Below are 24,260 nucleotides of genomic sequence, written 5' to 3' on the forward strand. Positions count from 1 at the left end.
CACAGGGATGTCTGACCGCAACGCGCAAGACGGACGATTGATCCTGTCAGTTCCTGAGCGCAGCCAGCAGTTCGTCCGGACGTTCGGCCATGATCATGTGGCCGGCCCCCGGCACCACGACGGTCTTCGCATGCGGGATCGCCGCGGCAAGTGCCTTGCCGGCCTTCACCGGAGTCATCATGTCCCGCTCGCCGAGGATGAGCGTCGTGGGCACCGTCACGCTCGCGGCTGCTTGAAGCGCATTCGCGTAAGCATTGCAGGCTGATAAATCCCTGAACAGCACGCCCGGCTCGCAATGCTTCAACACGGCCTGCGCGCCGCCATGCATCCACAGGCCCGGTGCGAGGCTGCCGCCGAGCTCGGCGTTGAAGCCAAGGCCCCAGATCGAGACCATGTCGTTTGCATCCTGCGAATTGGCTTCGGCCGCCTTGAGCAGATCCGGGCCGACAGTCATCGTCGCGGCGGTGCCGATTAGGCTGAGCGCGGAGACCTTGTCGGGGTGACGTGCGGCCGTCTCCAGCGAGATCAGCGATCCCATGGAATGGCCGATCAGATGCGCTTTCGTAACTCCGGCCGCATCGAGCAGGGCCGCCGTCCAGTCGGCCATCTCGGCGATGCTGCCGAGCGAAGGTCCGGGCGAGCGGCCGTGACCGGGCAGATCAGGGGCCAGCACGCCAAAGCCGTGATGGGCGAACCAGCGCGTGTGCAGCGCCCAGGTCGAATGGTCGAAGCCGGCGCCATGGAGGAAGACGACCGCGGGCAGGGCCTTGTCGAAGTCGCGGCCGCCGGTTGCGACCAGCACCTCGGCGCCGTTGACGGAGAGTCTCATGTTGTCAGACCTTTTGCGAGATGCGCAGCGCCTGCGCGAGATCGTCGATGATGTCGCTTGCAGTCTCGATGCCGACCGAGAGCCGCACCAGCTCCTCGCCGATGCCGGAGGCCTTGAGCTGCTCGGCGTTCATTTGCTGGTGCGTGGTCGAGGCCGGGTGGATCACCAGCGTCTTGGCGTCACCGACATTGGCGAGATGACTGATCATGCGCAGCGATTCGATGAACTTGCGCCCCGCGGGCCGCCCGCCCTTGATGCCGAAGGAGACGATCGAGCCGGCGCCGCGCGGCAGCAATTGCTTTGCAAGCTGGTAGTCCGTGTGGTCCTCGAGCGAGGGATGCAGCACCCAATCCACGGCCTTGTTGGCTTTCAGCGCTTCCAGCACGAGATGCGTGTTCTGGATGTGGCGGTCCATGCGCACGCCGAGCGTCTCCACGCCCTGCAACAGCTGGAACGCGTTTGTCGGGGATAGACAAGCGCCGAAATCGCGCAGGCCTTCGGTTCGCGCGCGCATGATGAAGGCGGCGGTGCCGAACTGCTCGTCGAAGACGATGCCGTGATAGCCGCCATAGGGCTCGGTCAGCACGCCGAACTTCCCCGACGCGCGCCAGTCGAAACGGCCGCCGTCGACGATGGCGCCGCCGATCGCGATGCCGTGGCCGCCGATCCATTTGGTTGCCGAATGCATGACGATGTCGGCGCCGAGCTCGATCGGACGGCTGAGATAGGGCGTGGCAAAGGTGTTGTCGATCAGCAGCGGGATCTTCGCGTCATGCGCGATCTGCGCGACCTTCGGAATGTCCAGCACCTCGAGCCCGGGATTGCCGATGGTCTCGCCGATCACCAACTTCGTGTTCGGCTTGATCGCCGCGCGGAACGCGGCGAGATCGCGCGGCTTGACGAAGCTGGTGGTGATGCCGAAGCGCGGCAGCGTGTGCGCCAGAAGGTTGATGGTGCCGCCATAGAGCGAGCTCGACGCGACGATATGGTCGCCGGCGTTCAGAAGCGTCGCGATGGCGAGATGCAGCGCGGCCATGCCGCTCGCGGTGCAGATCGCGCCGACGCCGCCCTCCAGCGCCGCGAGCCGTTCCTCGAGCACGCCCGTAGTCGGATTGGAGATGCGCGTATAGATGTGGCCGGCGCGCTCGAGGTTGAACAGCGCGGCGGCGTGATCGGAATCCTGGAATACGTAGGACGTGGTCTGGTAGATCGGCACGGCGCGGGCGCCGGTCGTGGGATCCGGATGCTGGCCCGCATGCAGGCTCAGGGTCTCGAAGGCGGGCGGTTTTGGCGCGGGCATGCGTGGCCTCGTTGCTCGGTCGGCGGAGGCGGCTCTTGTGCCACAAAAAGGCGCGCTGCGTCAGCCCATTGACAGCGGCGCCTAGCCCCGAATGGCCTGCTCGATGATGCGCGCTTCCCGCAGCAAGATCTCTGCGACCTCCTGTTCGCGGCGCGGGCCGAGCCTCGTCCGAACGGCGGAGACGGTCATCGCGGCAGCGGGGCGGCCGTCGGGCGTCTTGATCCAGGTCGAGATCGATTTCGTGCCCTGCACGAGACCAATTTCCCTCATGCCGTATCCCAGCCGTCTTGCGGCGGTGACCTGGCCCAGCACCGTCGCAGCGTCGGTCCGGTAGGCCTCCAGTCTCTTCTCGTTGGCTGCGACGATTTTCCGGGCGTCCTGGGCCGGCATCGCGGCGAGGATGGCAACGCCTGCGCTGGAGACGCCGAGCGGTCGGCGCGCGCCGACCTCGATCGACAGCACCTGGATCGGATAAACGCCGATCCTGCGATCGACGCACAGAGTATCATTGCCGGTCCGCACCGTCAGGAACAGCGTGTCGCCGATCTCGGTCGACGCACGTTGCAGCGACGGATTGGCGGCGATCAGCAGCCGCGACGGCCGGGTCCGTGCGAGCGCGAGCTCCGGCACCTGGTTGCCGATCGCGTAGCGGCCGGTCGTGTCATGCCGTTCGACGATGCCCTCCTCGATCAGCACGTGGACGATGCGATGCACGGTCGGGCGAGTGAGGCCGGTCGCCCGCACCACCTCGGCCAGCGGCACGCCGTCTTCGCGGCCCGCGGCCAGAATGCGCAGCACCGCGAGCGCGCGCCGGATTGCCTGCGCGCCCTGTCGCGGTTCAGTCATGCGGCGGGCGGATTTCGCAGAAGCGTTCTTGTCCATAATATGGACAAGAACGCCACAATTCACTCGACAGGTAAAGCGCGCATCTGGAGATTGCGCTCCGAATCGAGATGCCGTGTACGACGTTCGGGGCACTCGACTTAAAATTGGAAGCGCCGTCGGGAGGTTAACATGAGATTAATCTGGATTGCCATAGCTGCCGCAGTGGCGATGTTGACGGGACCGGCGTCGGGCCAGCAATGGCCGGCGCGCAACGTCAAGCTGATCGTGCCTTATCCGGCCGGCGGCAATGTCGACAGCGCCGCGCGCATCATCGCCGACAAGCTTCAGGAAAAGCTCGGCCAGCCCTTCATCATCGAGAACAAGGCGGGTGCCGGCGGCATGATCGCGGGCGAGGCGTTCGCGAAGTCCGCGCCCGATGGCTACACGCTGTTCGTCGGCGCCAACGGCCCGGTGCTGTTCGCGACCGAAATCAACAAGCGCGACGCCTACAATTGGAAGAAGGACTTCCTGCCGATCACGACGATCTCGATGACGCCGCTGGTGCTCGAGGTGCATCCGTCGGTGCAGGCGACGAATTTCAAGGAATTCATCGATCTCGCCAAGCGCGAGCCCGGCAAGCTGACGATGGCCTCGCCCGGTCCCGGCACCACCAACCATCTGCTCAGCGAGCTGATGCAGTCCAGCCTCGACCTGCAATGGGTGACCGCGCACTATCGTGGCAATGCGCCCGCAGTCAACGATCTCCTGGGCGGGCAGGTGCAGTTCGCGTTCGACCAGCTCACGGTCAGCCTGCAGCACATCAAGGCCGGCCTGTTCCGGGCGCTGGCCGTCACCAGCCCGCACCGCCTGAAGTCGCTGCCCGACGTGCCGACCTTCGCCGAGCTTGGTTACAAGGATTTTGACGGCCAGACCTTCACCGGCCTGTTCGCGCCGGCAGGCACGCCGGCGCCCGTGATCGACAAGCTGCACGAGGCGCTGACCGCGATCCTGAAGGATCCCGCCGTAGTCGACAAGTTCGAGAAGCTCGGCGGCGAAGCCGTCGCGATGACGCCCGACGAATTCAAGGCCTATCTCGAGCGTGAGGACGCCAAATGGATTCCGATCGTGCGCAAGGCCAACATCAAGGCGGATTGATCGATGCGGATCGACCCCACCGAGCTCGGCGCCGAGCGCATCTACCGGCTGATGACCGGCATCGTGGTGCCGCGTCCGATCGCCTGGGTGACGAGCCTGTCGCGCGCGGGCGTGCTCAACCTCGCGCCGTTCAGCGCCTTCACCTTCGTCTCGCAGAAGCCGCCGATGCTCGCCATCAGCGTCGGCCGCAAGGGCGCGGACTACAAGGACACTGCGCATAACATCCTCGACACCGAGGAATACGTCATCCACATCGCCGACACCCCGCTGATGCAGGCCGTGCACGACTCATCGGTTGAGCATCCGCCTGAGATCAGCGAGGTCGCGGAGCTTGGCCTTGAGACGATCCCGAGCGAGCGCATCAAGGTGCCGCGTCTTCGCATTGCACCCGTTGCGATGGAATGCCGCTTCCAGCAGTGCCTCGAATTCGGCGACGCCCGCAGCCGTCTCATCGTGGGCGAAGTCGTGATGTTCCACCTCCGCGACGGACTCGTGAACGACGGCAAGGTCGAGACCGCGGCGCTCGATCCGATCGCGCGCATCGGCGGCCCGCGTTACGCCCGGCTCGGCGAGATCGTGACGCTGCGTGGCGTGTTCCAGACTCCCAAATCGAAAGACTGAACGCGCTGCCCCGGCCGCACCTCAAGACCATTGGAGAACGACCATGCGACTCATAAGCTATCTCCTGGAGGGAGAGCCGCGCTATGGTGCCGCCATCGAAGGCGGTGTCGTCGATCTGACCCGGCGGATTGGCCGCGACTTCTCCGATGTGAGGGCGCTGATCGCGGCCAATGCGCTGGCTGACGCGCAGGAGGCCGTCGCCGGACAAAAGCCGGACTGCGCGCTCGACAATCTCGTGCTGCTGCCGCCGCTGCTGGCGCCGGAAAAGCTCTGGTGCATCGGCGTCAACTACGCCGAGCGCAATGCGGAGTATAAAGACAGCTCCGACCTGCCCAAATATCCCAGCCTGTTCGTGCGCAGCATGTCCTCGATGACGGGCTCAGGCCAGCCGCTGGAAAAGCCTCACGTCTCCGATCAGCTCGACTACGAAGGCGAGCTCGTCATCGTGATCGGCCAAGGTGGCCGCCACATTCCGCGCGAAAAGGCCTGGTCCCACATCTTCGGCATGACGCTGTGCAACGAGGGCACGATCCGCGACTGGCTGCGCCACGGCAAGTTTAACGTCACGCAGGGCAAGAATTTTGATCGCTCCGGCAGCATCGGTCCGTGGATCGTCACATCGGACGAGCTCGACCCGCGCGGCCCCCATGACATCGTCACCCGCGTCAACGGCGAGGTGCGGCAGCAGGACACCACCGAGCGGCTGATGTTCCCGTTCGATTTTTTGATCTCCTATCTCTCCACCTTCGCCACCCTGAAGCCCGGCGACATGATCGTGACGGGCACGCCGACCGGGGCGGGCGCCCGCTTCGACCCGCCGCGCTGGCTCAAAGTCGGTGATGTTGTCGAGGTCGAATCCAGTCGCATCGGCGTGCTGCGCAATACCGTGGCCGCGGAGAGTTAGGCCATGCTGGATACTGCCACGATCGAACGCCTTGCCGCGCGCCTCGACGAGGCCGAGCGCACCAAGACGCTGATCACGATGTTCACCAAAGACTATCCCGATTTCAGCATCGAGGATGCCTATGCCGTTCAGCGCGCCTGGACAAAACTCCAGCTCGGTCGCGGCCGGGTCATCAAGGGCCACAAGATCGGCCTGACCTCGAAGGCGATGCAGAACGCGGTCGGCATTTCGGAGCCGGACTACGGCGTGCTGTTCGCCGACATGTTCTATGCCGATGCCACGCCCATTCCGTTCGACCGCTTCCACGCGCCGCGCATCGAGGTCGAGCTCGCCTTCGTGCTGAAGGCGCCGCTGCGTGGGCCCGATTGCACCATCTTCGATGTGCTCAACGCCACCGACTACGTCACGCCCGCACTGGAGATCCTGGAGACGCGTATGCACCGCGTCGATCCCCAGACCGGCAAGGCGCGAAAAGTCATGGACACGATCTCGGACAACGCGGCGAACGCCGCGCTGGTGCTTGGCGGCCGGCCGTTCCGTCCGATGGACGCGGACATGCGCTGGATCGGCGCGCTGCTGTTCCGCAACGGCGAGGTCGAGGAAACCGGGCTAGCCGCCGGCGTGCTCAACCATCCCGCCAACGGCATCGCCTGGCTCGCCAATCGCCTCGCGCCGCATGACGAGCATCTCGCCGCCGGCGAGGTGGTGCTGGCGGGATCGTTCACGCGGCCGGTCGACATCCGCCGCGGCGACACGTTTCATGCCGACTATGGCGCGTTCGGCTCGGTGTCGTGCCAGTTCGTCTGAACCAAAGCAAGAGGGAGCGCATCATGACCGGTCACACGCGGCGCAAGAGCATCCATATCGGCGGCTTCAAGCACGCCAACCCGATTCCGAACGCCTGCCGCATCGGCAATCTCGTGATGTCGGGCGTCATCCTCGGCCGCGATGCGGCTGGCGCAATGCCCGAGAGCCTGGAGGCACAATGCGCCAATATGTTCGCGCATATGAAGGCGACGGTTGAGGCCGCCGGCGGCACCACCGACGACATCATCAAGATGACGGTGTGGCTGAAAGACCGTACGCAGCGCGGGCCCGTGAATGTCGAATGGTTGAAGATGTTTCCGGACGAGCATTCACGCCCGGCGCGCCACGCGCTGCCGATGGACAACATGGATGGCGGCGCGCTGGTGCAGTGTGACTTCACCGCAATGATCGACTGAGGGAGTTTCGCGTATGCCGACCTATCTGCCGTTCGACCCGAACCCGCGCCGCCCGGTCAAGGCGCCGCCGCCCAAAACCGTCGACAGCCAGTTTCACGTGCTCGGCCCCATCGACAAATATCCGGAACGACCCGGTGCGGCCTATCGGATGCCGACCGCGACCTGGGAAGCGGCGCTGCGCGTGCACAAGACGCTCGGCATCGAGCGCGGCGTCATCGTGCAGACCACCACCTATGGCGCCGACCATGCCGTCGTGCTCGACGGTCTCGCCGCGATGGGCCCGAACTATCGCGGCTGCGCCAACGCGCTGGTGTTTGCCGAGGCGAACGATTCGTATCTCGCCAAGCTGCATGATGCTGGGGTCCGCGGCGCGCGCTTCAGCTTCCGCCAGGAGCTCGGCGCCGTGCTGTCGGATGCCGATTTCGCCCGAGCCATTGCGCGCATCCGCGAGCTCGGCTGGTACGTCAAGATCCAGCCCGAGAAGGACGGCATCATGTCGAGCGTCGCCAAATACGAGAATCTCGACGTGCCCGTGCTGATCGACCACATGGCACGGCCCGATCCGGAAGCCGGCAGAAACGATCCGAACCTGCGCAAGATGCTGGAGCTCCTCGCCAAGGGCAATTTCTGGGTGATGCTGTCGCTCGGCGAGAAGACCTCGAAGCTTGGGCCGCCCTACGACGACGTCATTCCGATCGCGCGCGCCTATATCGAGGCGGCCGTCGACCGCTGCGTCTGGGCCAGCGACTGGCCGCATCCGGTCTCGGTGAAGCAGCCGCCCAACGACGCCGATCTGCTCGAGCTGATGTATCGCTACGCGCCCGACCAGGCGGAGCTGGAAAAGATATTGGTGCACAATCCGGCAAGGCTGTTCGGCTTTCCGGATTAGGGCGACCCGTCATTGCGAGGAGCGGAGCGACGAAGCAATCCAGACTTGCTTCCGCAGAAGCACTCTGGATTGCTTCGCTGCGCTCTGACGGACGCGCCATCGCAAGTCGACCGCGCCAGACTCTGGCCTCACCCCGCCAGCCGATCCCTTACCCCGGCTGCAATCTCGAACGAGCGCAGCCTCGCGGCGTGGTCGTAGATCTGCCCCGTGGTCATCAATTCGTCAGCGCTTGTCTCAGCGATCAGCGCCTTCAGCTTCTGTTCGATCGTTTCAGGCGAGCCGACCGCCGAGCACGACAGCGACTGGCCGACCATCGCCTTTTCGGCCGGCGACCACAGCGCGTCCATGTCGTCGACCGGCGGCGGCAGCGGGCCGGGCGTGCCGCGGCGCAGATTGATGAACTGCTGCTGCAGCGATGAGAACATCCTCTGCGCGTCCGCCTCGCTGTCGGCGGCAAACACGTTGACGCCAACCATCGCGTAGGGCTTGTCGAGCTGCGCCGAGGGTTCGAAGCGCGCGCGATACTCCCGCAGCGCCGGCATCATCATTTGCGGTGCGAAATGCGAGGCGAACGCGAACGGCAGGCCGAGCATGCCTGCGAGCTGCGCGCCAAAGGTGCTGGATCCCAGGATCCACAGCGGCACCTTCGTCCCCATGCCCGGCACGGCCCGGATGGCCTGGTTCGGCTGCACGTCGCCGAGCAACGCCTGCAGCTCCAGCACGTCCTGCGGAAAATTCTCGGAGCTGGTGGCGAGATCGCGCCGCAGCGCCCGCGCGGTGAACTGGTCGGTGCCGGGCGCCCGGCCGAGCCCGAGATCGATCCGTCCGGGATAGAGCGAGGCCAGCGTGCCGAACTGCTCGGCGATGACCAGCGGCGAATGGTTCGGCAGCATGATCCCCCCGGATCCGACCCGGATCGTCTTGGTGCCGCCCGCGACATGCCCGATCACCACCGACGTCGCCGCACTCGCGATGCCCGTCATGTTGTGATGCTCGGCCAGCCAAAAGCGCTTGTAGCCCCAGGCTTCCGAATGCTGCGCGAGATCGAGCGAGTTACGGAACGCTTGTGATGCGTCGCCGCCCTGTCGGATGGGGGCGAGGTCGAGCACGGAGAAGGGGATCATGGGCGGGTCCGGATGGAGCATGCGATGGAAACGTGGACTCGACATGTAGGAGCCGGCCCCGGGAATACCAGCCGAAACGATCATGGTGCTGCGCCGGCGACTCCATTGCGTGGAGGCGAAGCCATCGCTGCGCTGAGGCATGCGGCAAATTCGCCTGCATGGAAACCGCGGGCCGCATTGCGGCGTTGCCGGCCGGTTTGATCAATGGCTACGATTTTCATTTCGGGGGCTTTCTTTGGACAGATTCAACATCGGCGTTCATGTCGTCGCGCTGGCTGCGGCCTTCGCGCTCGCCGTTCCCATTGGCTGGGACCGTGAGAAGCGGGCTCGAAGCGCGGGCTTGCGCACCTTTCCGCTGGTCGCAATGGCAAGCTGCGGCTTCGTGCAGGCCAGCGAAAGCCTGCTCGTGCATTCGCCTGACGGGATGGCAAAGGTGATCGAGGGCCTCATCACCGGCATCGGCTTCATCGGCGGTGGCGCGATTCTCAAGCAGGGGAATTCGGTGCAGGGCACTGCAACGGCCGCGAGCCTCTGGGCGACCGGCGCCATCGGCGTTTCCGTCGGGCTCGGCGCTTTTGATGTCGCGGTGACTGTCGCCGTGTTCACGTTCCTGACCCTTCGCTTGTTGACGTTGGTCAAGGAAGACGACGATCACTGATGCAGGTGCGAGCGGTCTGCACCCCCGTTCACAACACCGTCATTGCGGCCCGTTGCGCCCCCCGGCCCAACTGGGCGTCGGGCCCCTGTTGTTGTACACTCGCTGAGCCATTGGACGCTCGCCAGGAGGAACCGACATGACCACGGTCGTACTCAATCGCCGGAGCCTCCTCGCCGCGGGCAGCTCGATCGTCGCAACCGGCCTTTTGGCAACCGGCGTTCCCGGCCTGCTGTTGCCTGCCCGCGCGGACGGCCTTGCACCGACCGAGACAATGTCTGGCGGCGCGAACAACTACCGCAAGGGCGCGGCGATCGTGGAGCGGATCGGCAAGGGCGGCTTCTGGATGAGCGGCACCGTGCGCCGCGCCGGCGACGGGGCGCCGCTCGCAGGTCAGCGCATCCAGATCTGGGCACACACCACCGAAGGGCAGGAGCACGAGCCGCAGAGCCATGGCGCCACGCTGGCTGACAAGGACGGCAAGTTCCGGCTCGAGATGCCGCAGATCATTCCCATCTTCGGCCAGCCGCATGGCCACCTCGCCTATGACAGCGGTGAGTTCAAGACGGTCTTTCTGCGGCCGATCATGCGGAGCGCAAAGGAAACCAGCCTCGAGGCGCACTTCGTCCTGCAGTCGGCCTGATCGCATTGGAGATGAAGGGGCGAAGATCGGCCCGGGCGCCCCTGATCTGGCTCGCCCTTGCCTTGGCCATTTGCGTGCCGATCGCGCTCGCTGCGGGAAGCGAACAACTCGCATGGCGCGGTCCGGTCTACATCCTCGCGGGCTTCGCTGGCATCGTCGCGCTCGGTCTCGTGCTCGTTCAGCCCCTGCTGATCGGCGGAGACCTGCCGGGACTGTCGGCCTATCGTGGCCGGCGCGCCCATCACTGGATCGGTGGCACGCTGGTTCTGGCCGTCATGGTTCACGTCGCAGGCCTCTGGATCACCAGCCCGCCCGACATGATCGACGCCCTGACCTATACGTCACCGACGCCGTTCTCCCCCTACGGCGTGACCGCCATGTGGGCCATCTTCACCGTCGCGCTTCTGGCGCTGCTCCGGCGGCGCTTGGGATTGCGGCTGCGCACCTGGCGCATCGTCCATCTTCCGCTCGCGATCGTCATCGTCGCAGGCAGTGTGGTCCATTGCCTGCTGATCGAGGGAACGATGGAGACGATCTCGAAGGCGGCGCTGTGCGCAGCTGTGCTTGCGGCGACCGTCAAGGTGCTGGTTGACCTCTGGAGAAGGCGAACGCTCCGCGGCGAGAGTGCGTAGGATGGGTAGAGCGAAGCGAAACCCATCGCACTTGGTCTAGGCGGAAGCATGATGGGTTTCGCAAGTGCTCTACCCATCCTACGAAATTTCGCTGACCGCCTTGTTCCAATACGTTCGGCGTCGTCAGCGCCGATCTGCTCTGCTTGCCGCAGATGGCCATGAAGATTATCCTCACGAGATGGCCGTCAGTGTCCCCGACGTGAAGGCATTCCTGCTCGCCACACCGTTCTTTGGCGGTATTCCGGATCAAAGTCTCGACCTCCTGATGTCGATGCTGGTCGAGTGCCGATTTGATACCGGAGTAACCGTCGTGACGGAGGGCGAGCCTGGACGCTCGCTGTTCATCGTCAAATCCGGTCGCCTTGCGGTCAGCAAGCGGGCGAATTCTGGGAGCATCATTCCGATTTCAGTTCTGGAGCCCGGCGATTTCTTCGGTGAAATGACGCTGATCGAAATGCAGAATCGTTCTGCCACGGTGATCGCGGAGAGTCCGACCGTACTCTACGAGCTGACCGCCCAGAAGCTCTACGCCTGCTACAAGGCGGACATCCACGCCTATGTGATCGTCCTGCAGAACATCAATCGCGAACTCTGCCGGCGGCTTCGCCGTTCCGACGATCGCTTCACCGGACAGAAATTGGGTGAGGACAGTGCGTAGGATGGGTAGAGCACTTGCGAAACCCATCATGTTTCGCCACCGCACGATACTTCGATGGGTTTCGCTTCGCTCTACCCATCCTACGAGTTTGCGATCAAGCATGCTTGGCCACCGAACAATTCCTTAGCTGCGCCAGGACTTGACGAGGCGGGTGGCGCCTTTGGCCCCTGCAACTCCACCCAACGAGGATTCCAAGGAGCACAACGAGCGTCCAATCGCTGTGAAATGCCTCCCTGTACGCCACCTAGAAACGAGGTCCCGATCAGCATAGCCGCGAATCCGAGAACGGCTCCGCCAAGCGTGAAGCCCACCAATCGCGCGAGCAGGGCGATCAATGACGTCCGTTTCACGTCACTCATTTTTTGCGATGCCCCATTTTGTGCCCGGCTCCGGGATGATTCGCATTTGGCCAAGCATCCCTTTCCATCCACAGTTCGGACATAGAGCCGCGGCTCTTTCGTCATCGTGAGGATTTGCGCCTTCTTGATAGTCAAAGCCAGGGCTTTGACATTCTGGGCAACAACCCACCCCAATTCGCTTGACGATCTTTTCCCACGCCATTTCGACTATTCCAGATTGTCGAATTTTTGTTGCTCGCAGTGCGCTGAGAAATTCCTGTCCCAGGATTGCCTCTTGGATCCACCGATAATGGCGAAAGGAGTACGCGCAGCCAAGGGCGACCCGTCGGGCAAAATACCCGCCTCCCGCAAAACCCCGTCAACCCTCCCCCACAAAAACATTCCGCTTTACCGAAATTCGGAATCACAGTATCAATCCGCCATTCCGGTCCAGGGAGAGGGGCGATCGTCCGTCGTAACGAACGTGGATCGGGGGGTGGTGGACGCGGCAGCGTCGGGCACGAAGGCGGACCAGGGCGAGATGAACCTCGTGAGGTCTTGTCTAGCGTGCGGACGAACGGCGCCAGTGTCCGGCGAAGCCTCTTGGCAAAGCCGGATCGCTGCGTACGGCAAAATCGTGTGGTCCTGGCCGTCGTTGCTACGGTCAAGCCTTGCGGAGATGGATCGAGACTCAACCGGGTCTTTGTCCATCGTCAATTCGCAAGGCGACGGTGACAAAAAGGAACTCGTCGCCGGGGAGAGCGCGGCATAAGCCGTCAACCCACTGCGCAGGGAAGGCCGAGTGTTCGGCGTCACCTGTATGCTGCTGTGCGGTCTTTTTGCGCTACATTTTCGCGCAGCGGACCGCGGGTGCCAGCCGGCACCCGGTCTTCCCTGCGCCCTCTTCACAGAGGAGGGTCAAGGTAGAAGCAAAACTCGGGCAGCTCATGCCGCGAGAAGGCTACTTAACGTGCGATTTGAGCCAGGGAATGGTGCTGCCAGACAGGATTGAACTGTCGACCTCTCCATTACCAATGGAGTGCTCTACCACTGAGCTACGGCAGCATGTGCTGGGGTAAGAATCGGCCGCCACGAGGGGCCTACCAAGCGGGCCGATATCTGCCACAAGCCCCCCTCCTGTGCAAGCTTGCTAGCTCCGCCAAAGCGATAAAATCGGGTCGATATCGGGGCCAAAGTGCCTGTTTTGGCTCGAAACGGCCGACTTTCCGCGGGTTCGGTTCCGATATCCCCACCCAACTGGCCAGTTGCCCGACGCGCCGGGTTCGATCCATTTCGATTTTCGCACGATCGGATCGCGCGGGCCTCTTGAGCTGCCTTATTCCTCGGGCATGTTATCGCCGATCGCTGTAATGGACCCCGATGGCTGACGAGAACGACAAGAGCGAGCGACAGGATTCGAGACAGGACTCGCAGCAGGCGAGGGCGTCCCGCGACGACCGGCTGAAATCGGCGCTGCGCGAAAATTTGAAGCGGCGGAAGGTGCAGGCGCGCGAACGCGCCACAAGTGCCGACCCCTCGCAGAATGAAGATGGTTCCCTAGATGAGGGGACCGCCGACAAGACCGGCGGCTAGAATCCGACGGCTGGAATTTCTTTGGAGAGCATGGACGTGGCAATGGGGCAGGACGAATCGCAACGACCCGAGAGTGACGCGCAGATGTCGCGGTTCACCCGCCCTGAACAGACCTTTCCGACGCTGACATCGGCCGAGATCGAGCGGATGAGGCATTTCGGCGAGGTCCGCAACTATGCCGATGGGGAATTCCTGTTCGAGACCGGCAAGCCGGGGCCCGGCATGTTCGTCGTGCTGAAGGGCCACGTCGCCATCACCCAGCGCGACGGCCTTGGCCATGTGACCCCGTTGATCGACCAGGGGCCGGGGCAATTTTTGGCCGAGCTGAGCCAGCTCTCCGGACGGCCGGCGCTGGTCGACGGTCGCGCCGAAGGCGATGTCGAGACGCTGCTGTTGCCGCCGGAGCGGCTGCGCGCGCTGCTGGTCGCCGAGGCCGAGCTCGGCGAGCGCATCATGCGCGCGCTGATCCTGCGCCGGGTCAATCTGCTCCAGGGCGGCGTCGGCGGCGTCGTGCTGATCGGTCCGTCGCATTCGGCAGGCGTGGTGCGGTTGCAGGGCTTCCTCACCCGCAACGGCCAGCCGCATCATCTGCTCGATCCCGCGCGCGATCGCGACGCCGCCGACGTCATCGCGCGTTATTCGCCCAAGCCGGACGACTGGCCGCTGGTCGTCACTCCCGACGGTGCGGTGCTGCGCAATCCCGGCGAAACCGAGCTTGCGCGCGCGATCGGCATGATCGGCGGCCCGCGCAACGACCGCATCTACGACGTCGCGATCGTCGGCTCCGGGCCGGCTGGACTCGCCACCGCCGTCTATGCCGCGTCCGAAGGTCTCTCGGTGGCCGTGCTCGACACCCGCGCCTTCGGCGGCCAGGCCGGCGCCAGCGCGCGCATCGAAAACTATCTCGGCTTTCCGACCGGAATTTCCGGCCAGGCCCTGACCGCGCGCGCCTTCAACCAGGCACAAAAATTCGGCGCGGAGATCATGATCCCGGTGACGGTGAAGTCGCTCGACTGCACGCGCAAGGATGGCGCGTTTTCGGTGGCGCTTGACGGCTGCGACCCCCTGCATTCGCGCGCGGTGGTGGTCGCCAGCGGCGCGCGCTATCGCCGGCCCGAGATCGAGAACCTCGATAAATTCGAAGGCCGCGGCGTCTGGTATTGGGCCTCGCCGGTCGAGGCGAAGCTGTGCGCCGGCGAGGAGGTGGCGCTGGTCGGTGCCGGCAACTCGGCGGGGCAGGCGGCCGTGTTCCTCTCGGGGCACGCCAAGAAAGTGCTGATGATCATCCGCGGCGGCGGTCTCGGCGCCAGCATGTCGCGCTATCTCATCGAGCGCATCGAAGCCACGCCGAACATCGAACTGATGTTCAACACCGAGATCACGGCGCTCCAAGGCGACGAGGCCTCGCTGCTGCGGCGTATCCGCTGGAAAAGCCGGCTGTCGGCCGACGAGGACTTCGCCGACATCCGCAATCTCTTCCTGTTCGTCGGCGCCGATCCCGCCACCAACTGGCTCGACGGCTGCGGCGTGACGCTCGATCGCGGCGGCTTCGTCGTCACCGGCGCGCAGTCCGAGCAGAACCAGGGCCGGCTGGTTGCACCGCTGGAGACGTCGGTGCCCGGCGTCTACGCGGTCGGCGACGTCCGCTCCGGCTCGGTCAAGCGCGTCGGCGGTGCCATCGGCGAGGGCGCGCAGGTCGTGGCCTCCCTGCACGGCTATCTCGGCGACGCCGCAAAGCCGGCGCTTTAGTCAAGTAGAAGACACGCAGATGGCAAGGCGAATGTGACTTGCCATCCCGACGTGTCCCACGGACTATCCCCTCGTCGCGAGGCCAAACGCCCGTGGAAGAACAAAGACTCAAATGGGAGGAACTAAATGGCTGAAATCGTCGTGCTGTATAAAACGCCCACGGATGCTGCGGCCTTCGACAAGTATTATGCCGAGACCCACATTCCGCTTGCCAAGAAACTTCCCGGCCTGAAGAAGTACGCCATCAGCAAGGGGCCGGTCGGCTCCCCCGCCGGACCGTCCGGAATCCATCTGGTCGCCATTCTCACCTTCGACAGCGCGGCCGACATCCAGGCGGCATTCGGCAGCCCGGAAGGCAAGGCGACCGGCGCTGACGTGCCGAAATTCGCCAGCGGCGGCGCCGACCTGCTGATCTTCGACACCAAGGAAGTGTGAGACGTGTGCAGGGGCGCTCGCACCTCGCGAGCGCCCCCGCCTATTCGATTCAACTTTCGTTGAAAGCCTGCCGTCGTTTATGACAGCGGTGCAAATAATTCAGCCATGCGTTTTCGATTCGCACGATGACGCATGGCTGCGCACGCATGTGTGACGCCAGCGCGTGTGGCAATCTGATGAGGGCCGTAATATCAATCTCCCGAACTCGATGCAGAGAATAGGAGAGATGTCATGGTTCTTGGGTTGAGCTTGCCCGCCTTCACGCTGGTTCATGTCGTCATCAGCCTGATCGGCATCGCCGCCGGCCTCGTCGTGATGTTCGGCCTGCTCGGCTCGAAGCCGATGCCGGGCCTCACCGCGATTTTCTTAGCGTTCACGATCCTCACCAGCGCCACCGGCTTCCTGTTTCCGTTCAAGGAGCTGCTGCCGTCGCACATCATCGGGATCATCTCGCTGGTCCTGCTCGCGATCGCCTGCCTCGCGCTGTACGGCATGAAGCTCGCGGGCGTCTGGCGACCGGTCTACATCGTGACCGCGATGATCTCGCTGTATTTCAACGTCTTCGTGCTGGTGATCCAGTCGTTCCTGAAGGTGCCGGCGCTCGCCGCGCTCGCGCCCGCCGTGGCGCCGGCGCCGCCCGGAGGCCCCGTGTTCGCCGTGGTGCAGGGCCTCGTGCTGGTGTTCTTCGTGGTGCTCACCATCGGCGCCTGGCGCCGCTTCAAGCCGATGGCGTTCGCCTGATCATTCAAGGAGCCTGACAATGCCCACCATCACCACCAAGGACGGCGTCGAGATCTTCTACAAGGACTGGGGCTCGGGCCAGCCGATCGTGTTCAGCCACGGATGGCCGCTGTCGGCCGACGACTGGGACGCGCAGATGATGTTCTTCGTGACGCGCGGCTATCGCGTCATCGCCCATGACCGTCGCGGCCATGGTCGTTCGTCGCAGGTCGCCGACGGCCATGACATGGATCATTATGCCGATGATCTCGCGGCCGTGACCGCCCATCTCGACCTGAAGAATGCGATCCATGTCGGCCACTCCACCGGCGGCGGCGAAGTGGTGCATTACATCGCGCGCCATGGCGAGAACCGGGTGGCGAAGGCCGCGATCCTGTCCGCGGTGCCGCCGCTGATGCTGAAGACGGACGCGAATCCTGGCGGCCTGCCGAAGAGCGTGTTCGACGATTTCCAGGTGCAGCTCGCTGCCGGCCGCGCCAGCTTCTACCGCGACATCGCGGCCGGCCCCTTCTATGGCTACAATCGTCCCGGCGCAAAGCCCTCGGAAGCGGTGATCCAGAACTGGTGGCGCCAGGGCATGATGGGCGGCGCGAAAGCCCATTACGACGGCATCGTCGCGTTTTCGCAAACCGACTTTACCGAGGATCTGAAGAAGATCAATGTGCCGGTGCTGGTGATGCACGGCGACGACGACCAGATCGTGCCTTACGCCGACTCCGCGCCGCTGTCGGCCAAGCTCTTGAAGAACGGCACGCTGAAGACCTACAAAGGATTCCCGCACGGCATGCCGACGACGCACGCCGAGACCATCAACGCGGACCTGCTGGCGTTCTTCAGGGAGTGAGCGGCCTCATTCCAATATCGCCCTGATCGCGTCGAAGGTGCGCTTGACGAAAGTTTCCGGCTTCTCCCGCGCTCCTCCGCCGATCCAGCTCTCGCCGCCCACGCGCATCGCGCCGGTGGCGATCATGGCGACGAGGCGTGCCTTCAACTGGTCCGATTTGTTTCTGGCGCGCTGGGCAAGTCCCTCGGCCAGCGCGCGCTCGAGCTTCTCGTATTTGAGCTGGTCGCGCGCCCGAAGCGCGGGATTATCGCGCTTGAGCCGCGACATTGCCGCGGCCTCCGCCGGATCGATCCGCTTGAGCGCCGCCGCGATCGCGTTCTCCGCCGCGGTCAGCATGGTTTCGCCCGCCGGCCGCGCAACGACCTCCGCGACCAGCGCGGCGGCGGCGCCTTCCTGCCAGGCCGCGACGACGTCCTCTTTCGAGGCGAAATAATGGAAGAAGCTGCGTCGCGACACGTCGGCAGCGGCCGCGATGTCGTCGATGGTCGTGGCCTCGAAGCCGCGCTCCAGGAAGAGTGCCATCGCGGCGCGGGTCAACCGCTCGCGGGTCGCCTGCAATTTACGCTGGCGCAGGCCGGGGCCATCGGGGGATTTTGCTCCTGCCGGCAATGGCTTGGTGCGCTTGTTGACCGATTTCCCGGCGAGCTTCGAAAGCTTCAAATCATTTCACCACTTGCAAAGTTGCACCCAGTGCACATTTAGACCCGTCGCGGGCCTTTTCCCAGCCCGACGGAGCTATGGCATGACCGACTGGACCACGGCAGACATCCCCTCCCTCAGCGGCAAGACTGCCGTCGTGACCGGAGCGACGGGCGGCCTCGGCTACGAGACGGCGATGGCGCTGGCGGGCGCCGGTGCCATTGTCATACTCACGGGGCGCAACGACGCAAAGGGCCTGCGCGCGATCGATGGCATTTGCGAGCGCTTTCCCAATGCGCTGATCGCCTACGAGCATCTCGACCTCGCCAGTCTAACCTCCGTTGCCGATTTCGCCAGGCGCTTCGCCGCCAGCAACGAGCAGCTCGACCTGCTTGTCAACAATGCCGGCGTGATGGCGCTGCCGAAGCGGCAGCAGACGGCGGACGGTTTCGAGATGCAGCTCGGCACCAATTATCTCGGTCATTACGCGCTCACGGCGCAGCTGTTGCCGCAGCTTCGTCGGGCGAAGGCGGCTCGGGTCGTCAACCTCTCGAGCCTTGCGCACCGCTCCGGTTCGATCAATTTCGACGATCTGCAGGCTAGGCATTCCTATCGTCCGTGGCGGGCTTATTGCCAGTCCAAGCTGGCGATGCTGATGTTTTCGCTGGAGTTGCAGCGCCGCAGCCTCGCCGCAGGCTGGGGTCTGACGAGCCTTGCCGCACATCCCGGCTACGCGCGGACCGATCTGATTTCGAACGGGCCGGGCACCAGCAGTTTGCAGTCGCGTGTGAGCCGGTGGCTGCAGCCCTTCATCAGCCAGTCTGCCGCGGAAGGCGCGCTGCCCACCTTGTTGGCGGCGACCTCGCCGGCAGCGGAGCCCGGCGGCTATTACGGTCCGAACGGGTTCTACGAATTGAAAGGGCCACCGCGTCCGGCGAAGATCATGCCGAAGGCAAAGGATTTCGCCTCGGCAGCCATGCTGTGGGATGTCTCGGCGACTTTGACCGGTGTATCCTTCGACGAGATCGCGGCCGCCGCATGAGCCGCGGGCCTGTCGGGGAGGTCCCGATGCAGATCATCATCTTCGGCGCGACCGGCATGGTCGGGCAGGGCGTCTTGCGCGAATGCCTGGTCGATGCCGGCATCGGCCGCGTGCTCGTGGTCGGCCGCAGCCCGACCGGCGTGCGCAACGCCAAGCTCACCGAGATCACGCACGGCGATTTCATGGACTACTCGGCGATCGAAACGCAGCTCACCGGCTTCGACGCCTGCTTCTTCTGCCTCGGCGTCTCCTCGATCGGCATGAGCGAAGAGCGCTACCGTCATCTCACCTATGACCTCACGCTCGCAGCGGCGACCGTGCTGGCCCGGCTCAATCCGCAGATGACATTCGTCTATGTCACGGGTGCCGGCACTGATTCCACCGAGCAGGGTTCGCGGATGTGGGCGCGGATCAAGGGCAAGACCGAGAACGATCTGCTCAAGCTTCCGTTCAAGGCAGCCTACATGTTCCGGCCCGGTGCGATCCAACCGCTCCACGGTGCCCGCTCCAAGACCGCGTGGGTGCAGGCCGTGTATGCGGCAACCTGGCCACTGTGGTCGGTGCTGCGCCGGCTCTCGCCGCGGTTCGTCACCTCGACCGAGCAGATCGGCCGCGCCATGATCCGGGTTGCGCGGGAGGGGTATCCGCGAACGGTGCTGGAGATGGAGGATATCAATAGCCTCTAGTCCGGTGGGCCGTTAGTTCTAGGGAAATTTCGCCGGCCGCCCGCGTTGAGCCCCGTCCGCCCGAAGCAGAAAGCGCCGTCGATGTCTCCCCAGCTCAAACTGATCGCACTCGACGCCGACGACCTCTCCGTGATCTCGGCCCACGTCCAGGACGCCCGCGTGCAGCCCTCGGACATCATCTGGCGCCAAAGCGAAAAGCGGCTGGTCGTCGGCATGAGCCGGTTGGACTGGGAGCAGACGCTGGACGGCGAGGCCAAGCCGCGCCGGCTGGTGGCGGCCCTCCGTTTCGACCGCGTGCTCGCCTGCAAGGCGCGCAACATCGACCTCGACGCGCCGGACACTGTCCTGGATCTCGTCGGCATCGAATTCCACGGCCAGGATGCCCCCGGCGGGAGCGCGCTGCTGCTGTTTGCCCAAGGCGGCGCCATCCGCCTCGACGTCGAATGCCTTGAATGCGAGCTGACTGATCTGGGGGCGGATCAGCTGGGGACGGGGTTGGAGGCTGAAGGGGAGGGGTGAGGTGGCATGCCAAGGCCACGCATTCCGCTTTTGCCAGGACGACGCCGGAGGGGAACGGCCCGGCCCAAGGGTTGACGCAGCTTCCCCGCCGCGCCATTGAGCAGGGGCCTGGTGAGCCAAGCCGCGCCCCCAAAAACCAGTTAGAAGCCAAGATGCCCGTTCGTCTCGACCGCAGCAGCGCCGATTTTGACCAGCGATTCGGGGCCTTCCTCGCCACCAAGCGCGAGGCCTCGGCCGATGTCGAGGCGGCCGCGCGTGCCATCGTCGACGACGTGGCGAAGCGGGGCGATGCCGCCCTGCTCGAGGCCACGGCAAAGTTCGACCGGCTGACGCTCGATGCATCCGGCCTGCGCGTCACCGCCGCCGAGATCGAGGCCGCGGTGAAAGCCTGCGATGCAGCGACGCTGGATGCGCTCAAGCTCGCGCGCGATCGCATCGAGACCTATCACAGCCGCCAACTGCCGAAGGACGAGCGCTTCACCGATCAGCTCGGCGTCGAGCTCGGCTGGCGTTACACCGCGATCGAATCCGCCGGCCTCTACGTGCCCGGCGGCACCGCGGCCTATCCGTCCTCGGTGCTGATGAATGCGGTGCCGGCAAAGGTCGCGGGCGTGGCGCGTCTCGTCATGGTGGTGCCCTCGCCCGACGGCAAGCTCAATCCGCTGGTGCTGGCGGCAGCAAAACTTGGCGGCGTCACCGAGATCTATCGCGTCGGCGGCGCGCAGGCGATTGCCGCGCTCGCGCATGGCACCGCGACGATCGCGCCTGTCGTCAAGATCGTCGGACCCGGCAACGCCTATGTCGCCGCGGCAAAGCGGCTGGTGTTCGGCAAGGTCGGCATCGACATGATCGCCGGTCCCTCCGAGGTGCTTGTCATCGCCGATGACACCGGCAATGCCGACTGGATTGCCGCCGACCTGCTGGCCCAGGCCGAGCACGATGCCAGCGCGCAGTCGATCCTGATCACCGATTCCGCGCGCCTTGCCGCCGATGTCGAAAAGGCCGTCGAGGCGCAGTTGAAGACGCTGCCGCGCGCCGCGATTGCCAGCGCCTCGTGGGCCGATTTCGGCGCCATCATCATGGTGAAGAACCTCAACGACGCCATTCCGCTCGCGGATGCGATTGCCGCCGAGCATCTCGAGATCATGACGCAAGATCCCGACGCGCTCGCCGCAAGGATCCGCAACGCTGGTGCCGTGTTCCTCGGGCCGCATACACCGGAGGCGATCGGCGACTATGTCGGCGGCTCCAACCACGTGCTGCCGACGGCGCGCTCGGCACGATTCTCGTCGGGTCTTTCGGTGCACGATTTCCTCAAGCGCACCTCGATCCTGAAATGCGGCCCGGATCAGCTGCGTGCGCTGGGTCCGGCCGCGATGATTCTCGGTAAGGCGGAGGGGCTAGATGCTCATTCGCGCTCGATTGGATTGCGCCTCAATTTGTCATGACCCAGCCGCCCGAACAGGACGACTCGACCAATCGCATCGTCGGCGTCACGCTCGACGAGGACTCGATCGGCCGTTCCGGGCCCGACATCGAGCATGAGCGCGCGATCGCGATCTACGATTTGATCGAGCAGAACCTGTTCGCGCCGGAGGGCGCCGACGGGAAGGGGCCGTTCACGCTGCATATCGGCATCACCGGCAGCCGGCTGATGTTCGACATCCGCCGCGAGGACGGCACGCCCGTGGTTGCGCATCTGTTGTCGCTGACGCCGTTCCGGCGGATCGTGAAGGATTATTTCATGATCTGCGACAGCTACTACCAGGCGATCCGCACGGCGACGCCGGACAAGATCGAGGCCATCGACATGGGCCGCCGCGGCATTCATGACGAGGGATCGCGTACGCTGCAGGAGCGGCTGAAGGGCAAGGTGCGGGTCGATTTCGAGACCTCGCGCCGGCTGTTCACGCTCATTACTGTCCTGCACTGGAAGGGTTAAGCGCGATGGCGGGTCCGCCACGCGCACGCGATCCGCAATCGGTGCTGTTCGCCTGCGCCATGAACAGCGTGCGCTCGCCGATGGCGGAGAGCCTGCTGCGGCACATGTTTCCGCAGGGCCTCTACGTGAAGTCGGCCGGCGCGAGGCGCGGCGAGCTCGATCCGTTCGCGGTGTCCGTGATGGCCGAGCTCGGCCAGGACATCTCCACCCACAAGCCGCAGACCTTCGAGGAGCTGGAGGACTGGGAGGGGCTCAATTTCGACCTGATCATCACGCTCTCGCCGGAGGCGCACCACAAGGCGCTGGAGCTGACCCGCACGCTCGCCGCCGACGTCGAGTACTGGCCGACGCAAGATCCCACCACCATGGAAGGTAGCCGCGACCAGAAGTTGGCTGCCTATCGCGACGTCTGCGACCAGCTCCTGATGCGCATTCGCCGGCGGTTTTCGAAGGTGGGCGCGGCGAACGGCTAGCATTCGGCGCCCGTAACACCCGCGTCACAGACTGCGGGCACACGCATCCTGTACCCGTCGAATCAGTAAAGTCCGGGTTCCCGGGTTGTGAAATCAGCCCCCGTCCGATAGGTTCCGCGCGCAATTCACCCCCTGCTTCATTCCCCAAATCACCTGATGCTCGGCCGCCCCAAATTCGTTCTCGCCTCCGGTTCGCCGCGGCGCCTGTCGCTGCTCAACCAGGCCGGCATCGAGCCGGACGCGCTCCGGCCCGCCGACGTCGACGAGACGCCGAAGCGGGGCGAGCTGCCGCGCGCCTGCGCCAACCGGCTGGCGCGGGCCAAGGCGGATGCGGCGCTCAAATCGGTTCAGCTCGACGACGAGCTGCGCGGCGCCTTCATCCTCTCCGCCGACACGGTGGTGGCGGTCGGCCGCCGCATCCTGCCCAAGGCCAATCTCGTCGACGAGGCCGCGCAGTGCCTGCGGCTGCTGTCGGGCCGCAACCACCGCGTCTACACCGCCATCACTCTGGTGACGCCGCGCGAGGCCTTCCGCCAGCGCCTGGTCGAGACCCGCGTCCGCTTCAAGCGCCTCTCGGAAGACGACATCCAGGCCTATATCGGCTCCGGCGAATGGCGCGGCAAAGCCGGCGGCTACGCCGTGCAGGGCATCGCCGGCTCATTCGTGGTCAAGATGGTAGGGTCCTACACCAACGTGGTCGGCCTGCCGCTCTACGAGACCACCACGCTGCTTGGCGGCGAAGGTTTCCCGATTCGTTTCGGCTGGCTCAACGCCACCGCCATCTGAGCCGACAAGCCGCTCCTGCAAAAATCTCGAAAACAACCCCATGCACAGTAGAATTCCCCCGCGGGACCTGGCCAGGATGCTTGCGCCGTCGCCGGAGGAACCCCTTTGGCGGCAGGCTCTTGAACTGGCTCGCATGTGTAAGCTGAGCACCTCATGGACGACTCGGTGAAAAAGCCCGCAAGCTCCCTCAAAACCTGCCCGATCTGCGGCAAGCCGCAGTCCGAGGCCACCCGCCCGTTCTGCTCCTCGCGCTGCCGCGACGTCGATCTGAACCGCTGGCTGAAAGGCTCCTATGTCATTCCAGGCCGGGATGACGAGGCAGATGGGGAAGAATAGCCATGTTCTATCAAGTATTTAAATTGTCGATGCACCGCCACGCGGCGTTGCCTCCGAGCCACGTCCCGCCTTGTGCACAGCCGGGCCGCGCCCGGCGAAGCCACTTGGCGAAGCCGGGTGGACAGGCAGCCTTCAGCCCACTATAAACCGCCCGCTCGATGGGCTTTGGCCCCTCTTTGGAGCACGCCCAGGTAGCTCAGTTGGTAGAGCATGCGACTGAAAATCGCAGTGTCGGTGGTTCGATTCCGCCCCTGGGCACCATTCGCTCTCCACGGGCAACACTTCCCTAGCGCCAAGCCTTGACCAGCCGGCTCGCGCAGCAATCCATTCCGGAGCCAGATCTCGCCCGCCCGTTGCTGGCACTCTGCTTGCTCAGCCAGGACCAAAGTCTGGCCTCGGAAGAGAGGCCGTTTCAGGTTGAGGCAAGTGATGCAAGACATGTCCCGTTCTGGTGCTGCCGGCGAACTCCGGCTCGATGCGTTGGTCGCCGATTTGTGGTGGCGCGTTCGGCTCATCAACACCGACATTCTCGAGGAAGAGGCGAGAGCAGGGGTGTTTGACCCGCTTCAGCCGACATACCCGCTTCTTGCGCTTAATCTTCGCGCGCGACGCGACAATTTGGTCTCGACGATCGGCGTGCTCGAGCAGCGTGCGCGATCAACGTCGGAAGCGGCTTGAG

The 24,260-nt window shown here is 64.7% G+C and carries 29 protein-coding genes and 2 tRNA genes; 25 read left to right on the top strand and 6 right to left on the bottom strand.

What is annotated here, in order from left to right:
• Positions 1 to 46 precede the first annotated feature (46 nt).
• The 3 genes from IVA75_RS05785 to IVA75_RS05795 all read right to left on the bottom strand — a co-directional run bounded on the left by IVA75_RS05785 (position 47) and on the right by IVA75_RS05795 (position 3,011).
• Positions 47 to 829, bottom strand: a complete 783-nt coding sequence (locus IVA75_RS05785; protein WP_247285668.1) for an alpha/beta hydrolase — start codon at positions 827 to 829, stop codon at positions 47 to 49.
• A gap of 4 nt (positions 830 to 833) precedes the next feature.
• Positions 834 to 2,129 (bottom strand): O-acetylhomoserine aminocarboxypropyltransferase, encoded by a 1,296-nt coding sequence (locus IVA75_RS05790; RefSeq protein ID WP_247285669.1) that lies wholly within the window; start codon positions 2,127 to 2,129, stop codon positions 834 to 836.
• A gap of 81 nt (positions 2,130 to 2,210) precedes the next feature.
• A complete protein-coding gene (locus IVA75_RS05795) occupies positions 2,211 to 3,011 on the bottom strand; it encodes an IclR family transcriptional regulator (RefSeq protein ID WP_247285670.1) in 801 nt (266 codons plus the stop codon).
• 132 nt (positions 3,012 to 3,143) lie between these two features.
• On the opposite strand from IVA75_RS05795, the gene IVA75_RS05800 reads away from it, so the two are divergent.
• Genes IVA75_RS05800 through IVA75_RS05825 form a run of 6 tightly spaced genes read left to right on the top strand, consistent with a single transcriptional unit; the run spans position 3,144 to position 7,746 of the window.
• Entirely contained in the window at positions 3,144 to 4,109 is a 966-nt protein-coding gene (locus IVA75_RS05800) for a tripartite tricarboxylate transporter substrate binding protein (RefSeq protein WP_247285671.1), read from the top strand.
• Between the two features lie 3 nt (positions 4,110 to 4,112).
• On the top strand, positions 4,113 to 4,730 hold the full coding sequence (locus IVA75_RS05805; protein ID WP_247285672.1) for a flavin reductase family protein: 618 nt from the start codon (positions 4,113 to 4,115) through the stop codon (positions 4,728 to 4,730).
• Between the two features lie 43 nt (positions 4,731 to 4,773).
• The gene (locus IVA75_RS05810) at positions 4,774 to 5,634 is read left to right on the top strand and encodes a fumarylacetoacetate hydrolase family protein (protein WP_247285673.1); all 861 of its coding nucleotides are present in this window, start codon (positions 4,774 to 4,776) and stop codon (positions 5,632 to 5,634) included.
• A gap of 3 nt (positions 5,635 to 5,637) precedes the next feature.
• A complete protein-coding gene (hpaH, locus tag IVA75_RS05815) occupies positions 5,638 to 6,441 on the top strand; it encodes a 2-oxo-hept-4-ene-1,7-dioate hydratase (RefSeq protein ID WP_247285674.1) in 804 nt (267 codons plus the stop codon).
• 23 nt (positions 6,442 to 6,464) lie between these two features.
• A complete protein-coding gene (locus IVA75_RS05820; RefSeq protein ID WP_247285675.1) occupies positions 6,465 to 6,857 on the top strand; it encodes a RidA family protein in 393 nt (130 codons plus the stop codon).
• A gap of 13 nt (positions 6,858 to 6,870) precedes the next feature.
• Positions 6,871 to 7,746, top strand: coding sequence for an amidohydrolase family protein (locus IVA75_RS05825; RefSeq protein WP_247285677.1), 876 nt, complete (start codon positions 6,871 to 6,873; stop codon positions 7,744 to 7,746).
• A gap of 128 nt (positions 7,747 to 7,874) precedes the next feature.
• On the opposite strand, the gene IVA75_RS05830 is transcribed toward IVA75_RS05825, so the two are convergent.
• Positions 7,875 to 8,870 (bottom strand): LLM class flavin-dependent oxidoreductase, encoded by a 996-nt coding sequence (locus IVA75_RS05830; RefSeq protein WP_247285679.1) that lies wholly within the window; start codon positions 8,868 to 8,870, stop codon positions 7,875 to 7,877.
• 235 nt (positions 8,871 to 9,105) lie between these two features.
• Here IVA75_RS05830 and IVA75_RS05835 point away from each other — a divergent pair, with 235 nt between their 5' ends.
• From IVA75_RS05835 to IVA75_RS05850, 4 genes are all read left to right on the top strand, one after another.
• On the top strand, positions 9,106 to 9,528 hold the full coding sequence (locus IVA75_RS05835) for an MgtC/SapB family protein (protein WP_247285681.1): 423 nt from the start codon (positions 9,106 to 9,108) through the stop codon (positions 9,526 to 9,528).
• A 136-nt stretch (positions 9,529 to 9,664) separates the two neighbouring features.
• Entirely contained in the window at positions 9,665 to 10,168 is a 504-nt protein-coding gene (locus IVA75_RS05840) for a Twin-arginine translocation pathway signal (RefSeq protein ID WP_247285683.1), read from the top strand.
• Positions 10,169 to 10,179: 11 nt separating this feature from the next.
• The gene (locus tag IVA75_RS05845) at positions 10,180 to 10,800 is read left to right on the top strand and encodes a ferric reductase-like transmembrane domain-containing protein (RefSeq protein WP_247285685.1); all 621 of its coding nucleotides are present in this window, start codon (positions 10,180 to 10,182) and stop codon (positions 10,798 to 10,800) included.
• Positions 10,801 to 10,978: 178 nt separating this feature from the next.
• Positions 10,979 to 11,458 (top strand): cyclic nucleotide-binding domain-containing protein, encoded by a 480-nt coding sequence (locus IVA75_RS05850; protein WP_247285851.1) that lies wholly within the window; start codon positions 10,979 to 10,981, stop codon positions 11,456 to 11,458.
• A 1,328-nt stretch (positions 11,459 to 12,786) separates the two neighbouring features.
• Here IVA75_RS05850 and IVA75_RS05855 read toward each other — a convergent pair.
• Positions 12,787 to 12,861, bottom strand: a tRNA-Thr gene (locus IVA75_RS05855).
• A gap of 315 nt (positions 12,862 to 13,176) precedes the next feature.
• On the opposite strand from IVA75_RS05855, the gene IVA75_RS05860 reads away from it, so the two are divergent.
• The 5 genes from IVA75_RS05860 (at position 13,177) to IVA75_RS05880 (ending at position 17,158) form a co-directional block, all read left to right on the top strand.
• The gene (locus IVA75_RS05860) at positions 13,177 to 13,389 is read left to right on the top strand and encodes a hypothetical protein (RefSeq protein WP_247285688.1); all 213 of its coding nucleotides are present in this window, start codon (positions 13,177 to 13,179) and stop codon (positions 13,387 to 13,389) included.
• A 42-nt stretch (positions 13,390 to 13,431) separates the two neighbouring features.
• A complete protein-coding gene (locus IVA75_RS05865; RefSeq protein ID WP_247285690.1) occupies positions 13,432 to 15,138 on the top strand; it encodes an FAD-dependent oxidoreductase in 1,707 nt (568 codons plus the stop codon).
• 126 nt (positions 15,139 to 15,264) lie between these two features.
• Complete coding sequence (locus tag IVA75_RS05870) at positions 15,265 to 15,573, top strand: EthD family reductase (RefSeq protein ID WP_027565721.1); 309 nt, start codon at positions 15,265 to 15,267, stop codon at positions 15,571 to 15,573.
• A 231-nt stretch (positions 15,574 to 15,804) separates the two neighbouring features.
• Positions 15,805 to 16,314, top strand: a complete 510-nt coding sequence (locus IVA75_RS05875; protein WP_027565720.1) for a hypothetical protein — start codon at positions 15,805 to 15,807, stop codon at positions 16,312 to 16,314.
• 19 nt (positions 16,315 to 16,333) lie between these two features.
• Entirely contained in the window at positions 16,334 to 17,158 is an 825-nt protein-coding gene (locus tag IVA75_RS05880) for an alpha/beta hydrolase (protein WP_247285692.1), read from the top strand.
• Between the two features lie 6 nt (positions 17,159 to 17,164).
• Here IVA75_RS05880 and IVA75_RS05885 read toward each other — a convergent pair whose 3' ends face one another.
• On the bottom strand, positions 17,165 to 17,818 hold the full coding sequence (locus IVA75_RS05885) for a TetR/AcrR family transcriptional regulator (RefSeq protein ID WP_247285694.1): 654 nt from the start codon (positions 17,816 to 17,818) through the stop codon (positions 17,165 to 17,167).
• An 82-nt stretch (positions 17,819 to 17,900) separates the two neighbouring features.
• Here IVA75_RS05885 and IVA75_RS05890 point away from each other — a divergent pair, with 82 nt between their 5' ends.
• From IVA75_RS05890 to IVA75_RS05935, 10 genes are all read left to right on the top strand, one after another.
• Entirely contained in the window at positions 17,901 to 18,839 is a 939-nt protein-coding gene (locus IVA75_RS05890) for an SDR family oxidoreductase (protein WP_247285696.1), read from the top strand.
• 26 nt (positions 18,840 to 18,865) lie between these two features.
• Positions 18,866 to 19,525: an NAD(P)H-binding protein gene (locus tag IVA75_RS05895; protein WP_247285698.1), complete on the top strand. Its 660-nt coding sequence runs from the start codon at positions 18,866 to 18,868 to the stop codon at positions 19,523 to 19,525.
• An 81-nt stretch (positions 19,526 to 19,606) separates the two neighbouring features.
• A complete protein-coding gene (locus IVA75_RS05900; RefSeq protein WP_247285700.1) occupies positions 19,607 to 20,044 on the top strand; it encodes a DUF2948 family protein in 438 nt (145 codons plus the stop codon).
• A gap of 152 nt (positions 20,045 to 20,196) precedes the next feature.
• Positions 20,197 to 21,492: a histidinol dehydrogenase gene (gene hisD, locus IVA75_RS05905; RefSeq protein WP_247285702.1), complete on the top strand. Its 1,296-nt coding sequence runs from the start codon at positions 20,197 to 20,199 to the stop codon at positions 21,490 to 21,492.
• A complete protein-coding gene (locus IVA75_RS05910; RefSeq protein ID WP_018453111.1) occupies positions 21,489 to 21,986 on the top strand; it encodes a UPF0262 family protein in 498 nt (165 codons plus the stop codon). The genes hisD and IVA75_RS05910 overlap by 4 nt, the downstream gene beginning before the upstream one ends.
• A gap of 5 nt (positions 21,987 to 21,991) precedes the next feature.
• Complete coding sequence (locus IVA75_RS05915; RefSeq protein ID WP_247285704.1) at positions 21,992 to 22,459, top strand: low molecular weight phosphatase family protein; 468 nt, start codon at positions 21,992 to 21,994, stop codon at positions 22,457 to 22,459.
• Between the two features lie 156 nt (positions 22,460 to 22,615).
• Positions 22,616 to 23,245, top strand: a complete 630-nt coding sequence (locus IVA75_RS05920; RefSeq protein ID WP_027565713.1) for a Maf-like protein — start codon at positions 22,616 to 22,618, stop codon at positions 23,243 to 23,245.
• A gap of 153 nt (positions 23,246 to 23,398) precedes the next feature.
• The gene (gene yacG, locus IVA75_RS05925) at positions 23,399 to 23,581 is read left to right on the top strand and encodes a DNA gyrase inhibitor YacG (protein WP_247285705.1); all 183 of its coding nucleotides are present in this window, start codon (positions 23,399 to 23,401) and stop codon (positions 23,579 to 23,581) included.
• 185 nt (positions 23,582 to 23,766) lie between these two features.
• Positions 23,767 to 23,842, top strand: a tRNA-Phe gene (locus IVA75_RS05930).
• Positions 23,843 to 24,010: 168 nt separating this feature from the next.
• Positions 24,011 to 24,259 (top strand): hypothetical protein, encoded by a 249-nt coding sequence (locus IVA75_RS05935; RefSeq protein WP_247285706.1) that lies wholly within the window; start codon positions 24,011 to 24,013, stop codon positions 24,257 to 24,259.
• Position 24,260 lies beyond the last annotated feature (1 nt).

This window comes from Bradyrhizobium sp. 134 (genome assembly GCF_023074155.1).
In the GTDB taxonomy this organism is placed as follows: Bacteria; Pseudomonadota; Alphaproteobacteria; order Rhizobiales; family Xanthobacteraceae; genus Bradyrhizobium.